Source organism: Rhizobium sp. 16-488-2b (assembly GCF_017741815.1).
Lineage (GTDB): Bacteria > Pseudomonadota > Alphaproteobacteria > Rhizobiales > Rhizobiaceae > Rhizobium.
Genome location: NZ_JAGHMF010000016.1, coordinates 54645 through 68674, shown reverse-complemented (window position 1 = coordinate 68674; position 14030 = coordinate 54645). Strand labels below are relative to the sequence as shown.

At 63.6% G+C, this 14030-nt stretch carries 13 protein-coding genes and 1 pseudogene; 4 read left to right on the top strand and 10 right to left on the bottom strand.

The annotated features are described in order from the left end of the window. Positions 1 to 28: 28 nt before the first annotated feature. Entirely contained in the window at positions 29 to 997 is a 969-nt protein-coding gene (locus tag J5286_RS16080) for a quinone oxidoreductase family protein (RefSeq protein WP_209191266.1), read from the bottom strand. Positions 998 to 1094: 97 nt separating this feature from the next. On the opposite strand from J5286_RS16080, the gene J5286_RS16075 reads away from it, so the two are divergent. Together J5286_RS16075 and J5286_RS16070 are read left to right on the top strand one after the other, a co-directional pair. Continuing rightward, on the top strand, positions 1095 to 1931 hold the full coding sequence (locus J5286_RS16075) for a LysR family transcriptional regulator (protein ID WP_209191265.1): 837 nt from the start codon (positions 1095 to 1097) through the stop codon (positions 1929 to 1931). Positions 1932 to 2029: 98 nt separating this feature from the next. Then, on the top strand, positions 2030 to 2626 hold the full coding sequence (locus J5286_RS16070) for a dihydrofolate reductase family protein (protein WP_209191264.1): 597 nt from the start codon (positions 2030 to 2032) through the stop codon (positions 2624 to 2626). Here the strand turns inward: J5286_RS16070 and guaD are convergent. The 4 genes from guaD to J5286_RS16050 all read right to left on the bottom strand — a co-directional run bounded on the left by guaD (position 2623) and on the right by J5286_RS16050 (position 6245). After that, the gene (guaD, locus tag J5286_RS16065) at positions 2623 to 3930 is read right to left on the bottom strand and encodes a guanine deaminase (protein WP_209191263.1); all 1308 of its coding nucleotides are present in this window, start codon (positions 3928 to 3930) and stop codon (positions 2623 to 2625) included. The two genes, J5286_RS16070 and guaD, sit on opposite strands and share 4 nt — an antisense overlap. Positions 3931 to 3973: 43 nt before the next feature. Beyond that, entirely contained in the window at positions 3974 to 4459 is a 486-nt protein-coding gene (locus tag J5286_RS16060) for a hypothetical protein (protein WP_209191262.1), read from the bottom strand. Further along, positions 4456 to 5700, bottom strand: a complete 1245-nt coding sequence (gene puuD / locus J5286_RS16055) for a urate hydroxylase PuuD (RefSeq protein WP_209191261.1) — start codon at positions 5698 to 5700, stop codon at positions 4456 to 4458. Before puuD ends, J5286_RS16060 begins: the two co-directional genes overlap by 4 nt. Positions 5701 to 5768: 68 nt before the next feature. After that, complete coding sequence (locus J5286_RS16050) at positions 5769 to 6245, bottom strand: hypothetical protein (protein WP_209191260.1); 477 nt, start codon at positions 6243 to 6245, stop codon at positions 5769 to 5771. A 201-nt stretch (positions 6246 to 6446) separates the two neighbouring features. Between J5286_RS16050 and J5286_RS16045 the strand changes: the two are divergent. Then, a pseudogene (locus J5286_RS16045) lies at positions 6447 to 6808 on the top strand (hypothetical protein). Here the strand turns inward: J5286_RS16045 and J5286_RS16040 are convergent. Further along, on the bottom strand, positions 6802 to 7707 hold the full coding sequence (locus J5286_RS16040) for a LysR substrate-binding domain-containing protein (RefSeq protein ID WP_209191259.1): 906 nt from the start codon (positions 7705 to 7707) through the stop codon (positions 6802 to 6804). The pseudogene J5286_RS16045 and the gene J5286_RS16040 sit on opposite strands and share 7 nt — an antisense overlap. Before the next feature lie 125 nt (positions 7708 to 7832). On the opposite strand from J5286_RS16040, the gene J5286_RS16035 reads away from it, so the two are divergent. Continuing rightward, a complete protein-coding gene (locus J5286_RS16035; protein WP_209191317.1) occupies positions 7833 to 8024 on the top strand; it encodes a hypothetical protein in 192 nt (63 codons plus the stop codon). Here J5286_RS16035 and xdhC read toward each other — a convergent pair. The 4 genes from xdhC to J5286_RS16015 form a co-directional block, all read right to left on the bottom strand. Beyond that, positions 7997 to 8815: a xanthine dehydrogenase accessory protein XdhC gene (xdhC, locus tag J5286_RS16030; protein ID WP_209191258.1), complete on the bottom strand. Its 819-nt coding sequence runs from the start codon at positions 8813 to 8815 to the stop codon at positions 7997 to 7999. The genes J5286_RS16035 and xdhC overlap by 28 nt on opposite strands. A 292-nt stretch (positions 8816 to 9107) precedes the next feature. Beyond that, on the bottom strand, positions 9108 to 11447 hold the full coding sequence (gene xdhB / locus J5286_RS16025; RefSeq protein WP_209191257.1) for a xanthine dehydrogenase molybdopterin binding subunit: 2340 nt from the start codon (positions 11445 to 11447) through the stop codon (positions 9108 to 9110). A gap of 217 nt (positions 11448 to 11664) precedes the next feature. Next, positions 11665 to 13131, bottom strand: a complete 1467-nt coding sequence (gene xdhA, locus J5286_RS16020) for a xanthine dehydrogenase small subunit (protein ID WP_209191256.1) — start codon at positions 13129 to 13131, stop codon at positions 11665 to 11667. A gap of 33 nt (positions 13132 to 13164) precedes the next feature. After that, entirely contained in the window at positions 13165 to 13941 is a 777-nt protein-coding gene (locus J5286_RS16015; protein ID WP_209191255.1) for a 3-hydroxybutyrate dehydrogenase, read from the bottom strand. Between the last annotated feature and the right edge of the window lie 89 nt (positions 13942 to 14030).

Here is a 14030-nt window from a genome sequence, read left to right as displayed (position 1 = left end):
TATCTTTCTCGCCCGCGTCGAAGCCCGTTTACGGGATCAGCAACAGGCTGCCGCTGCTCCGTCCGGCCTCCAGTTCGGTGTGGGCCGCGGCGGCATCGGAAAGGGCGAATTCGCGGGTGGGAAGCGTGAGAATGCCGAGCCGGATAGCCTCGATCGTCGCCGTGGCCGCCTCCAGGTAGAAGTCCGGATCGGTGCTCGCCGCCATGATGCTCGGGTGCGACAATGACTTGTTCGGGCGCAGCGCCTCGATCGCCACAGGCGGTATCGGCCCCGCTGCCTGGCCAAAGCCCGCGGCCATGCCGAAAGGGCGGATGCACTGGATGGTCTTCGCCAGCATCGCGCCGCCTATACCATCATAGCCGACATCGACACCGCGCCCTGATGTCAGCGCCATGACGTCTGCGACCAGATCGGCCTCGCGGCCAATCACCAGATGGTCGGCGCCGTTCTCTCTGGCCAGTGCCGCTTTCTCCTGATTGCTCACCGTGCCGATGACAGTGGCGCCGAGGTGCTTGGCCCAGCACACCAGAAGCGTGCCGAGACCGCCGGCGGCGGCGTGCACCAGGATCGTGCTTTCAGGCGTCACCGTGTGGATCCGGTGGAGCAGCATATAGGCCGTCATGCCCTTGAGCATCATGGCGGCAGCCTGTTTCGAGCCGACATCATCGGGCAGTCGGATGGCGCGATGGGCCGGTAGCAGGCGCGTCGAGGCGTAGGCGCCGACGGGCGCGCCCATATAGACGACGCGGTCGCCGGGAGAGACCGCCGTCACCTCGGGGCCGACCGCCTCGACCACGCCAGCACCCTCGGCGCCGATGACGGCGGGGTAGGTGGGGAGCGGATAGAGGCCCTTGCGATGATAGATATCCAGGAAGTTGACGCCGATGGCGTCGTGGCGGATGCGTATCTCGTTTGGCCCCGGCGCCTGCGGTTCTTGCGGGGTAACCGTCAGTTGCTCGATGCCGCCAGGGGTCGTGAGGGTGATTGCGATATCCATATTCCGATCTCCTGTGCCTGTCTGGCGCCGAAGATGGGGGATGGCTGCGTGATTGAAAATTCCCTATGATCTCACATCAGTTGGGAAAAAATGATCAATGTTGGATTGGGAAGATCTGCGCCATCTGCTGGCGCTGTCGCAACTTGGAACCTTATCGGCGGCCGCGCGGGCGCTTGGGGTCGAGCATGCGACGGTATCGCGGCGCGTGGCGCATCTGGAGCGCGAGATCGGCGCCAAGCTGGTTGACCGGCGCGGGCGGCGAATTCTGCTAACGGCGGAGGGCGTGCGTGTTGCCGCGATCGCCGAGCGCATGAGCGCCGATGCCATGACGATCGCGCGCGGCGGTATTGGTGCCGATCAAAGCCATGTCGGCGAGGTCCGCATCAGCGCGCCGCCAGCCTATGCGGGCGCGGTTCTGGCGCCGCCTTTGGTGCGGCTGAGAGCGCGTCATCCCGGTATCCGCGTCACGCTCATCGGCGAAACGCGCTATGCCTCGCTCGGGCGACGGGAGGCCGATATCGCCGTGCGCCTCAATCGGCCTGAGAGCGGCGATCTGACTGTCTCCAAGATCGGTGAAGTGGGTTTCCATGCCTACGCGGCATCAGGCTATGCCGAGGCGGTTAACGCGCGCGACTGGACGTTCATCGGCTATGATGAGGGGATGGCGTCGTCGCCGCAGGAGGAGCGGCTGGCGGAGATCGCCGCCGGTCGGCCGGTCGCGATCCGGGCCTCGACGCTGGAGTTTCAGGTGGCGGCGGTCAAGGCCGGCGGCGGCGTGGCGCTGCTGCCCGATTTCATGGCAGAAGGCCAGGGGTTGGCGCGGCTTGATCTCGATGGCGCCGATATCACGCGCGATCTGTGGCTTGTCGTCCATAGCGACATCAAGGATGTGCCGCTGGTGCGGGCGGTGATGGATGCGCTGCGCGAGCGTTGACGATGATCGTTGGCTGGCAAATGTGCATTTCCGGTTCGGCGGATGTCGGAATAGCTAGGCTGTCGCCGTCCTTGGGGAGAACACAAGAGGAGGAAGCAATGCGAGAGTTGATCCTGGCCATGGCGATGACGCTCGACGGTTTTGTCAGCGGCCCCGAGGGTGAGACCGAATGGGTTTTCACCGGCGACGAGGAAGCGATCGCCTGGAAGGTCGAGAACGCCTCAAATGCCAGCCTGCACATCATGGGCAGCCGCACCTTCGAGGGAATGGCGCGCTTCTGGCCGACATCGACCAACATCTTCGCACCCGCGATGAACCAGATCCCCAAGGCGGTGTTTTCGAAGAAGGGCGCGGCGATCCTGCCGAAGGCGATCGACGCGGCGCCATCAGGCGAGCTGCAACCCGGCGCCGATAGCTGGAGCAAAGCCTACTTGGCGAGCGGCGATCTCGCCGAGGAAATCGCCAGGCTGAAGGCGGAAGACGGCAAGCCGATCATCGCCCATGGCGGCGCCACCTTCGCGCGCAGCCTCATCGCCCATGATCTGGTCGATCAATACATGCTGATGGTCTATCCGCTGGCGCTCGGTCGCGGCCAGCCGATCTTCTCCGATCTGGCGCAGCCGAGGAAGCTGCAGCTGATGAGCACGCGCGTGTTTCCCAAGGGCGCCATCGCGCAGGTCTATCGGCGGGTCTAAAGCACCGCCTTCGCCGCCACGCCGGCGACATAGGTCTCGACGATGGCGCGGTCGTCGCCCATGGTCTGCAGCAGGAAGAGTTCTTCCGGTAGCGTTTTCACCACTTCCATCTTCAGCGCCATGGCCGGTGTCGCGGCGGCGTTGAGGATTACCACGTCGGCATCGGTGCCCTTGTCGAGCGTGCCGATGCGGTCGGAAAGCGAGAGGGATTGGGCGTTGCCGAGCGTCATCAGGTAGTAGCTTTCCAGCGGGTTCAGGCGCTCGCCGAGCAGCTGCTGGATCTTGTAGGCCTCGTCCATGGTGCGCAGCATGGAATAGCTCGAGCCGCCGCCGATATCGGTGGCGACGCCGATGCGGACCGGCTTGTCGCGGCGCATCAGCGCCTTCAGCGGGAAAAGGCCGGAGCCGAGGAAGAGGTTGGAGGTCGGGCAGTGGACGGCGATTGCGCCGGCCTCGCTCATCGCGTCCGCCTCGCGCTCCGACAGGTGGATGCAGTGGCCGAAAAGGGTCTTGTCGCCGAGCAGGCCGTAGCGGGCGTAGATATCGGTGTAGTCGATCGCGTCGGGATAGAGCTCGCAGGTGAACTTGATCTCGTCGTGGTTCTCGGAGAGATGCGTCTGGATGTGCAGGTCGGGGAATTCGCGGGCGAGCGCCTGCGTCGCTTCCATCTGGGCGGGCGTCGAGGTGATGGCGAAGCGCGGGGTGATGGCGACGTGGTTCCGGCCCTTGCCGTGCCACTCGGCGATGATCTCTCGGGTTTCGTCATAGCCCATCTGGGGTGTGTCGAGCAGGCCCTGCGGGGCGTTGCGGTCCATCATCACCTTGCCGCCGATCATGCGCATGTTGCGCCTCATGGCTTCCGCGAAGAAGGCGTCGGCGGAGGTCTTGTGGACGGAGCAGTAGGCGACCGCCGTCGTCGTGCCGTGGCGGATCAGTTCGTCGTAGAAATGCGTGGCAATACGCTGAGCATGGGCGCTTTCGACGAAGCGGCATTCCTCGGGGAAGGTGTAGGTGTTCAGCCATTCGAGAAGATTGGCGGCATAGGAGGCGATCACCTGCATCTGGGGAAAATGCAGGTGCATGTCGATGAACCCCGGCATGATCAGATGCGGGCGGTGGTCGATCTCGACCGCATCGGCTGCGGCCTTGGCCTTGACCTCGGCATAGGGGCCGCTTTCGACGATGACGCCGTTGTCCATCAACAGGCCACCGTCGGTCTCGTAGCGATAGCTTTCGCTGTCTGTCAGGCTCTGAGGTTCGCTTACGAAGGAGAGCAGGCGGCCGCGGAGGAGGGTTTGGGTCATGGGCGTTCGCCTTTATCGATTGCGTGTCGTCGTCAGAGTGGGCTCAAGGCCCCGGCTTGGCGGGGAGGGCCGCCACCGATGCGGCGCAGCCGTATAACGTCCTGCCCTGAAATACCAGCTTTGCCGCGAGATCGTAGCGCTTCGCGGATGCGCCGTCGACGCAGGTCTCTTTGGTGACTGTCAGCGTGTAGTGCTGCGGCGGGTGAGTGATGGTCCATGTGGCGCTGTCTTCAGTCATCGCCATCGGGCCGGGGTTTACGGTGATGACGTCGTTCTTGCCTGCGCGGCTGAAGGTGATCTGACCCTCGCGGATGCTGAGCGCCCAGAAGGGGCCGGTGCCCAGCACATTGACCTCGCCCCAGAGATCGGTGGGGGCGGTGATGTCGCCAGAGATGTTTGGAGGCACGGTGCCTGTCGTCTTCACCTCTTCCTGTTTTGCAATGGCCTCTTCGGCCCGCGCTTCCGTCCATGCCTGCCCTGAGAGGGCGATAAGATTGGCCAGAAGCAGGGGGCGGAGGCCTTTGATCATTCGCGTTTGCCCTCGACAGCGCTTTCGAACCAGGCGACGAGCAGCTTGCGCTCATCGGGCGTGATGTCGGTGACGTTCCCCGGCGGCATGGCGTGGCTGCGGCCGGCCTGGATATAGATCTCGCGGGCGTGGGCCGCGATCTCGGCGTCGTTTTCGAGGATCACGTTCTTCGGTGGCCGCGCCAGGCCTTCATAGACCGGCTCGGCGGCATGGCACATGGAACAGCGCGTGCCGACAAGCTGCTTGACGGCGGGAAAGTGCGGATCACCGGCGAACTGCTGGAAGGCTGGCGCGACGGCTTCTGCGGCCGCGTCCTTCTCGCCGGTCAGCACCTTGGGGACGGTGGAAAGCCACATGATCAGGATGAACAGGATCACGGTCGCCAGCCACGTCCAGGTCGGGCGGCCCTTGCGGGCATGCGTAGTGTTGAACCAGTGGCGGATGGTGACGCCCATCAGGAAGACCAGCGCCGCGATCACCCAGTTGTAGGCCGTGCCGAAGGCCAGCGGATAGTGGTTCGACAGCATGAAGAAGATGACGGGGAGCGTCAGATAGTTGTTGTGCAGCGAGCGCTGCTTGGCGATCGCGCCATATTTCGCATCCGGCGTGCGGCCGGCGATGAGATCCGCCACGACGATCTTCTGGTTGGGGATGATGATCATGAAGACGTTGGCCGACATGATCGTTGCGGTGAAGGCGCCGAGATGCAGGAAGGCGGCGCGGCCGGTGAAAAGCTGCGTGTAGCCCCAGGCCATGAAGACCAGCACCGCATAGAGCACCACCATCAGGCCCCAGGTGTTTTTGCCGATCGGCGACTTGCAGAGCAGGTCGTAGACGATCCAGCCGACGGCGAGCGAGGCGAGCGAGATGGCAATCGCCACGGGGGCGCTGACATCGAGCACGTGGCGATCGATCAGGAACAGATCGGCGCCGCCGTAATAGACGATACAGAGCATCAGGAAGCCGGAGAGCCAGGTGAAATAGCTCTCGTATTTGAACCAGGTCAGGTGCTCGGGCATCTGCGCCGGCGCCACCAGATATTTCTGGATATGGTAGAACCCGCCGCCATGCACCTGCCACTCCTCGCCATAGGCGCCGACGGGCAGATGCGGACGCTTCACCAGGCCGAGATCGAGCGCGATGAAATAAAAGGACGAGCCGATCCAGGCAACGGCGGTGATGACGTGGAACCAGCGAGCCGCAAAGGCCAGCCATTCCCACGCTATGGCGTATTCATACATTCAGTTCCCCTATTCTCTCCGATTCAGCAGTGTGCAGAATGTTTGGGCGGGAGAAAAGGGGGGAGGCATCAATCGGCCAACTTCCCCAGAATGATGTAGGTCCTGCCGTGTGTTTCAATTTTGCCAAAACTGGCATCGGCGCGATCCGCGCAGCGCGCTGGTTGGAACTGGGTGGGCAATCCGGCAATATGTGGCGACGCCAACATCGATCCGTCCATGTCAAACTGATCCGATCGAGTGAAATGCAGAACGTTCACCTTGGCGGCGCTTACGAGAACGATCGCCAAGTCTCCCTCGTCGCCCTGGTATTTGATCTTCGCCAGATGTTCGTTCACGCGATCACGGTACGGCACGTCGTCGGTGAGCGTGTTCTGATAGGGCGTCAACACGCAGATATGGTCGAAATCTTGAGCCACAGATGACGTTGCCGGCTGCACGGCACCAGGCTTGAGGCTGGCGAACTCGATTTGCGCCGCATGGCCGGCATTGCTTGCCATCACGATGGTCGCCAGCAACGCGATAATCCTTGTAACGGAATTGAGCACGGTCAGCCTCCATGCCGGAGTTGGCAGTGCAGCATAGTGCGGTGGCTATCCGCTTGGTTGCAAGATCTATTTCTGCACCCAGACCTGAAAATTTGTCCGCCATTGAAATGCCAAGACTTCATTACAGTTTTATGCAAAGCCGCCGAGACGAGGGGAAACCGCATCGGCGTGGCGGCGCATTCATCGACGGAGAAGATGCTGATGCGCAGTATTCTTGTGGTTGTGATGATTGCCTTTTCGTCCTGTGTCCAAATCCCCGGCGTCCAGACCAATGGCGCCAGGCCCATGACGCCCCATCCGGCTGGGCGTACGAGCCCTATTGTTGCAACGGCGACAACGAGACGGGCGATTGCCAGATGATCCCGCCGAAGAGCGTCGCGATCACGCCGAACGGCTATCGGGTGACGCTTCTGCCGGGGGACCACCGGCTCGTCACCCATGCCCACGTCTTCCTGCTGCCGATGGGCCGGGCGATGAAATCGGGCGATGGCGACTATCATCTCTGCCTGTTTCCCAACGAGGATACGCCACGCTGCTTCTATGCGCCTGAAATGGGCTACTGAGCGCTCTCTTTGTCGCGAGCGATCTCTTCGAGGATCCAGCTGCGGAAGGCCTTGATCTTCGGGACGTTGCGGCGGTTTTCGGCGTAGACCAGCCAATAGCCGCGATCGTCGCTGCGGGTCATCTCGAAGGGCTGGTAGAGGCGGCCCTGGGCGAGTTCGTCGCCATAGAAAGCAGGCGTCAGGATGGCGACGCCCTGGCCGGCCATGGCCGCACTCGCCTCGAAGGTCTGCGAGCCATACTGGCTGCGCGGGCGCGATTCCAGGCCGAGATCGGTCAGGCCTGCCGCCTTGAACCAGATTTGCCACCAGGGATCGGTGGCGCCGATGATCGGCAGTTTCATCAGGTCCTCGGGCTTGTGGATGCCGCCGACGCTTTCCGCCAGTTTCGGGCTCAGCATCGGGGTGAAGTCGACATCGAGCAGCTTGTCCGCGATCAGCCCGCGCCAGTTGCCGTCGCCCGAGCGGATGGCGACGTCGACGGATTCGCGGGTGAAATCGATCAGCGCTTCCGATGTCGATAGCCGCACCGCGATCGCGGGATGCCTGAGCTGGAAGGTGCCCAGCCTTCGCGCCAGCCAGTGCGAGGCGAAGGTGGCGATGGTGTTGATCAGCAGCGTCGATTCGATCTCGCCGCGCGCCTCGGCCATCGCCTCGTTCAAAAGCACGAAGGCGTCGGACACTTTCGGGAGCAGCAGTTCGCCGGTGTCCGTCAGGCTGATCTGGCGCGGGCGGCGCAAAAACAGCGGCTCGCCGATATTCTCCTCCAACAGTTTCACCTGATAGCTGACGGCCGTCTGCGTCATGCCGAGCTCATCGCCGGCCTTGGTGAAGCTGCCGAGCCTTGCCACGGCCTCGAAGACGCGCAGCGCATTCAGCGGAACCTGCTTGGACAGCTTCATGGATAAGTTCTCTTTATGCATGCAGACGGTTGTTCGATTGGAATTGCAGCATTAATCGGCGCAATCTGCAAGTCATCAGATCAGATTATCGAGGTGATGTCATGGCTTGCGTAACCAACGAACATATGGCCCAACAGGTGGCCGAACCGACCCATGTCAGGGCTTTCGAGCGGCTGGCGCATCTGTTGCGAGCGCTTGCCGTGCGTCTGGCGCGGCCGGACCGGCTGGATCTTGAGGGCATGCCGGATCGCGTCAAGCGCGACCTCGGCTTCATGGACGGGCGCGATCCCTATATCGAGGATGCGCGGACACGGTAGGCGGCGAGCGCGGTCAGGATTTCGGCCGCGGTCATGGCGGCGATCACTTCCGGCCGCTTGTCGCGCACCTGTTGACCGCCGATCGGCAGCGTCAACCGCTCCATCCACGCTCTCTCGCCACCCGCCTCGCGCTGCAGCCAGCTTGAGAAGGTAGCGCGCTTGGTGGCCGAGCCGATCATGCCGGTATAGGCGAGATCGGCGCGGGCGAGCGCCTCGCGGGCGATTAAAAAATCGAGCGCATGGTCATGCGTGAGGATGACGACGACGGCGCCCGCGCGCATCTCCTGCACCAGCGCTTCGGGCATGGCGACGAGGCGGGCGTTGATACCATCAGGCAGATGCGCGAGTTCCTCCTCGCGGGTCTCGATCACGGTGACATCAAGCGGCAGCGGCGAAAGCGCTGTCGCGAGCGCGCGCCCGACATGGCCGGCGCCGAACAGCCACACCTCCGGCCGCCGCTCCGCCTCATCGCTGCGCCGTTCCTCCAGCTCGCGGATCACGGCATCCGTCACGCGGCGAAACCTGAGCTGCGTGCGCCCGCCGCAGCACTGGCCGATCTCCGGGCCGAGCGGGATGTCCATCATCTCGCGGCCGTCGGCACCCTCCAGAAGCTTGCGGGCGTTGGTGATCGCCATGAACTCGAACTGGCCTCCGCCGATGGTGCCCCAGATGGTGTCGGCTGAGACGATCATGAAGGTGCCGGTCTCGCGCGGGGTGGAGCCCTGGGTGCCGGTGATGTCGATCAGGATGGTGTCGGGGTGGGTGGCGAGGAATTGGGGGAGGGTGGTCATTGTGGGATGACCGGGGGGATTGTCGGGGTGAGGCTGGTCTGGGCGGAGTTTATGAAGGTTAGGTTTGTGGGTGTGATACCCCCCTCTGCCCTGCCGGGCATCTCCCCCACAGGTGGGGAGATTGGCTGGGGGCGGCCGCTCGCTCTACCCTCAACGTCTGCGAAAGCATTGCCACGAGTCGATCTCCCCCCTTGTGGGGGAGATGCCCGGCAGGGCAGAGGGGGGTGTGCCACGCCCGCAAGGCCAGCAAATCCTGCGAGCCCAGCAAACCCACCAAACCCCGCATTCCCAGTCATACCGCCTTCATCCGCTCGACCGCCATCAACACCCGCTCCGGCGTCGCCGGCGCGTCCAGCCTCGGGCAGACCTTGTAATCCGCCACACTCGCCACAGCCATCGACAGCGCTTCGAGCACCGAGATCGCCAGCATGAAGGGTGGTTCGCCGACGGCCTTGGAGCGGCCGATGGTCTGTTCGGCGTTTTCGGACCATTCGGCCAGCTTGACGTTGAAGATCTTCGGCCGGTCGGAGGCGAGTGGGATCTTGTAGGTGGAGGGGGCGTGGGTGCGCAGGCGCCCCTTGGCGTCCCACCAGAGCTCTTCCGTCGTCAGCCAGCCCATGCCTTGCACGAAAGCGCCCTCGACCTGGCCGATGTCGATGGCCGGGTTCAGCGAGCGGCCGACGTCGTGGAGGATATCGGTGCGGTCGATCAGGTATTCGCCGGTCAGCGTGTCGATCGAGACCTCGGTGCAGGAGGCGCCGTAGGAGTAGTAATAGAACGGCGTGCCCTTTCCGGCGGCGCGGTCCCAGTGGATCTTCGGGGTCTTGTAGAAGCCGGCCGCCGACAGCTGGACGCGGGCGAAATAGGCCTGGCGGATGAAGTCGGGGAAGGGGATTTCCTGGTTGCCCACGCGCACCCGGTTGGGCAGGAAGGCGATGTCGGAGACCGGGACGTCCCATTTCTCGGCAGCGAAGGCGACGAGGCGTTCCTTGATCTGGCGGGCGGCGTCATAGGCCGCCATGCCGTTGAGATCGGTGCCGGAGGAGGCGGCGGTCGCCGACGTATTGGGCACCTTGCCCGTCGTCGTCGCGGTGATCTTCACATGCTCGATATCGACCTGGAAGCTGTCGGCCAGAACCTGCGCCACCTTGGTGTAGAGGCCCTGGCCCATCTCGGTGCCACCATGGTTCAGGTGGATCGAGCCGTCCTGGTAGACATGGACGAGGGCGCCGGCCTGGTTGAAGGCGGTGAGCGTGAAGGAGATGCCGAACTTTACCGGCGTCAGCGCGATGCCCTTTTTGATGTAGCGGCTGTCGCGGTTGAACTCGATGATCTCTCGGCGTCGCGCCTGATAATCGGCGCTCTCCTCGAGCTCGCCGACGATCCGGTCCAGAATGCTGTCCTCGACCTCCTGGTGATAGGGCGTCAGCGTGCGGCCGGAGCCGGGCTGGCCGTAGAAATTCAGTTTTCTGATATCAAGCGGGTCCTTGCCGACGGCATAGGCGATTTCCTCGATGAAGCGCTCGGCGCCCAGCATGCCCTGCGGCCCACCGAAGCCGCGAAAGGCGGTGTTGGAGACGGTGTGGGTCTTGAGCGGCTTCGAGGTCAGGTGCACATGCGGATAGAAATAGCTTGAGTCGGCATGAAACAGCGCGCGATCGGTAACCGGGCCTGACAGGTCCGAAGAAAAGCCGCAGCGGGCCGCATAGGTGGCGTCGACCGCGTGGATGCGGCCTTCCTCGTCGAAGCCGAGTTCGTAATCGACCATGAAGTCGTGGCGCTTGCCTGTGGCCGCCATGTCCTCGTCGCGGTCGGGGCGGAATTTGATTGATCGTTTCAGCTTCTTGGCGGCGATGGCGGCGAGTGCCGCGAACTGGTTGCCCTGCGTTTCCTTGCCGCCGAAGCCGCCGCCCATGCGGCGCACGTTCACCGTCACGGCGTTGGAGGGGATGTTGAGCACATGGCCGACGATGTGCTGGATCTCGCTCGGGTGCTGCGTCGAGGACCAGACCGCGACCTCGTCGTCCTCGCCGGGAATGGCCATGGCGATCTGGCCTTCGAGGTAGAAGTGCTCTTGGCCGCCGATCCGCATCTGGCCCTTCAGCCGGCGGGCGGCGTTTGCCATCTCTTTCTTCGCTTCGCCGCGGCTCAGCGTCATCGGACTGGTGACCAGCGCGCCGCCGTTTTCCAGAGCGCCGTCGATGTCGCTCCAGTGGGCGAGATCGCGATATTCGATCTTCGCCTTGCGGGCGGCGCGGCGCGCGATATCGCGGGTCTCGGCGATCACGGCGAAGATCGGCTGCTGGTGGAACTCGACCTTGGTTTCGGCCAGCAGCGGCTCGTCGTGGCTGCCGTTGGAGCTGACGTCGTTGATCCCAGGCACGTCCTTGCCGGTGAAGACCCAGACGACGCCGGGGGTGGCGGCGACCTCGGAAAGGTCCATGCTGACGATCTCGGCATGCGCCCGGTCCGACAGGCCGAGCGCGCCGTGGAGCAGGCCGGATGGTTCCGGAAGGTCGTCGATGTAATCGGCCATGCCGGTGACGTGCTTGTGGGCGCTGTCATGGCGGCGCGAGGCGTGCATCGGGCCGGATATGATGAAGGTGGGGTCGGGGAAGGCAGACTTGTCCATCAGGGGTTGCCTCCTGTGGTGGGTGTTGATGTGAGGATGGGGGTTGATGTTGTGCCGAGTGGCCCCCTCATCCGCCTGCCGGCACCTTCTCCCCGTTGGGGAGAAGAGACTCGTGGCCGGGCGCTCGCTCCATCTTCCCTTCGCCCCATAGGGGAGAAGGTGGCCCGAAGGGTCGGATGAGGGGGCTGCACGGCACAACGGTACAAATCATACCCCATCACGCCACCTCCTCGAACCGCCGCAGCTCGGCCGGCGTGCCCGTCGTCTCCAGATAGAACCGCGTCAGCAAATTCTTCGCCGTCATCTGCCGATACTCCGACGTCGCGCGCCAATCCGAAAGCGGCTGGAAGTCGCTGTCGAAGGCGTCTCTCACCGCCTCGATCGTCTCCTCATTCCACGGGCGGCCGATCAGTTCGTTTTCGACGGCGCGGGCGCGCTTCGGCGTGCCGGCCATGCCGCCGAAGGCTATTCTCACATCGTTGACGTCGCCCTGCTCGTCGAGCGTCAGATAGAAGGCGCCGAGCACGGCGGTGATGTCTTCGTCGCGGCGCTTGGTGATCTTGTAGACGGCGAAATGCGTGTCCTCGGCCGGGTAGGGCACGAAGAGGCTTTCGACGAACTCGCCGGGGCGACGGTCCTGCTTGCCGTAGTCGATGAAATAATCCTCCAGCCGCAGCATGCGCGTGCCCTCCGTCGAGCGCAGCTTGACGGTGGCGCCGAGCGCGATCAGCGGCGGCGGGCTGTCGCCGATCGGCGAACCGTTGGCAATGTTGCCGCCGATCGTACCCATGTTGCGCACCTGCTCGCCGCCGATGCGGGTGATCAGCCGGCCGAGCGTCGGGACCTTGCTGGCGATAGTCTCGAAGGCGCGGGTGTAGGTCACGCCGGCGCCGATTGTGATGCCGCCTTCGCCAGAGGTGATCGTCTGCAATTCCTGGAGATGATTGATGAAGACCACGGGGTTCAGCGCCCGCATCTGCTTGGTCACCCAAAGCCCGACATCGGTCGAGCCGGCAACGATGGTTGCCTTCGGCTCGTCGGCCAGAATGCGTGCCAGCGCTTCCAGCGAGCCTGGCACCAGCAGACGGTCCTCGCCGGAGGTGATCGAGATGGTGCCTGATCCCTGCATCGCCCACAGTCTTGCGACGATGTCGGAGCGGGTGCGTTCCAGCGGGTCGAACAGCGCGCTCGGCCGCGTCCTCGCCACCTGTTCGGCGGCCTTGACGATTGGCTCGTAGCCGGTGCAGCGACAGAGATTGCCCTGCAGCGCCTTTTCGATCTCGGCACGGTCGGGATTGCTGTTTGCGAGCCACAATCCATACATCGACATGACGAAGCCGGGCGTGCAGAAGCCGCATTGCGAGCCGTGACAGTCGACCATCGCCTGCTGCACCGGATGCAGCGTACCGTCTTTCGCGGCCAGATGCTCGACGCTGACGACATGGGTGGCGTTCAGCGAGCCGATGAAGCGGATGCAGGCATTGACGGATTCATAGTGCAACTTGCCGTCGATCAGCCGGCCGACCAGAACCGTGCAGGCGCCGCAGTCGCCCTCGGCGCATCCTTCCTTCGTGCCCGTCAGCCGGCGCTTCAGCCGCAGGAAATCGAGCAGCGTCTCGGTAGGCTTGACGTCTTTCAGCGTGAGGTCTTCGCCGTTCAGGATAAAGCGGATGCTGTCGTTCATGTCGTTCCCGGTTTTTGTCTTTATTTGAAATGGTTATGCCGCCGTCCAGCCCCCGTCAATCGAGATGTGGGTGCCTGTCACCTGGCGGGCCTCGTCGCTGGCGAGATAAAGCGCCAACGCGCCGATCTCCTCCGCCTTGACGAATTCATGCGTCGGCTGCGCCTTCAGGATCACCTCGGTCTTGACCTGTTCCTCGGTCATCCCGCGTGCCTTGGCGGTATCCGGGATCTGCTTTTCCACCAGCGGGGTCAGCACGTATCCCGGGCAAATGGCGTTGACGGTCACGCCCGTTTCGGCAAGCTCGAGTGCGGCCGTCTTCGTCAGGCCGAGTATACCATGCTTTGCCGCGACATAGGCGGATTTGAACGGCGAGGCGACGAGGGCATGCGCCGAGGCGATATTGATGATGCGGCCGTGCCTCTTCTCCTTCATCAGCGGGATTGCCGCGCGCATCGTGTGAAACGCGCTGGAGAGATTGATCGCGATGATCTGATCCCACTTGTCGATGGGGAAATCCTCGATCTTCTCGACATGCTGGATGCCGGCATTGTTGACCAGCACGTCGACGCTGCCGAAGGTTTTCGCGGCGGTGGCGATCAGGTCGGCGATCTCGTCCGGCTTGGTCATGTCGGCCGGGTGATGGATGACGCCTGATTTCGAGAGTGATTCAAGCCGTTCGGTTATGCCCTTGATTTCCTCGGGCTTTCCAAAGCCGTTGAGGACGATGTTGTCACCCTTGCCGGCGAATGCGGTGGCGATCGCCAGGCCGATGCCGCTGGTGGATCCGGTGACGACGACTGTTCTGGCCATGAGGTTCTCCGATTTGTCCTGCGACGCGGTTGTGTGGAGCGTAGTCCGGAATCGGTTGGGCTGGCAATTGGGGGCGGGCGTTGTGCGGA

What these genes read in the sequence shown, in the direction of transcription:
- J5286_RS16080 (WP_209191266.1), bottom strand. Translation starts at nt 997, where the DNA reads ATGGATATCGCAATCACCCTCACGACCCCTGGCGGCATCGAGCAACTG.
- J5286_RS16075 (WP_209191265.1), top strand. Translation starts at nt 1,095, where the DNA reads ATGTTGGATTGGGAAGATCTGCGCCATCTGCTGGCGCTGTCGCAACTT.
- J5286_RS16070 (WP_209191264.1), top strand. Translation starts at nt 2,030, where the DNA reads ATGCGAGAGTTGATCCTGGCCATGGCGATGACGCTCGACGGTTTTGTC.
- guaD (WP_209191263.1), bottom strand. Translation starts at nt 3,930, where the DNA reads ATGACCCAAACCCTCCTCCGCGGCCGCCTGCTCTCCTTCGTAAGCGAA.
- J5286_RS16060 (WP_209191262.1), bottom strand. Translation starts at nt 4,459, where the DNA reads ATGATCAAAGGCCTCCGCCCCCTGCTTCTGGCCAATCTTATCGCCCTC.
- puuD (WP_209191261.1), bottom strand. Translation starts at nt 5,700, where the DNA reads ATGTATGAATACGCCATAGCGTGGGAATGGCTGGCCTTTGCGGCTCGC.
- J5286_RS16040 (WP_209191259.1), bottom strand. Translation starts at nt 7,707, where the DNA reads ATGAAGCTGTCCAAGCAGGTTCCGCTGAATGCGCTGCGCGTCTTCGAG.
- J5286_RS16035 (WP_209191317.1), top strand. Translation starts at nt 7,833, where the DNA reads ATGGCCCAACAGGTGGCCGAACCGACCCATGTCAGGGCTTTCGAGCGG.
- xdhC (WP_209191258.1), bottom strand. Translation starts at nt 8,815, where the DNA reads ATGACCACCCTCCCCCAATTCCTCGCCACCCACCCCGACACCATCCTG.
- xdhB (WP_209191257.1), bottom strand. Translation starts at nt 11,447, where the DNA reads ATGGACAAGTCTGCCTTCCCCGACCCCACCTTCATCATATCCGGCCCG.
- xdhA (WP_209191256.1), bottom strand. Translation starts at nt 13,131, where the DNA reads ATGAACGACAGCATCCGCTTTATCCTGAACGGCGAAGACCTCACGCTG.
- J5286_RS16015 (WP_209191255.1), bottom strand. Translation starts at nt 13,941, where the DNA reads ATGGCCAGAACAGTCGTCGTCACCGGATCCACCAGCGGCATCGGCCTG.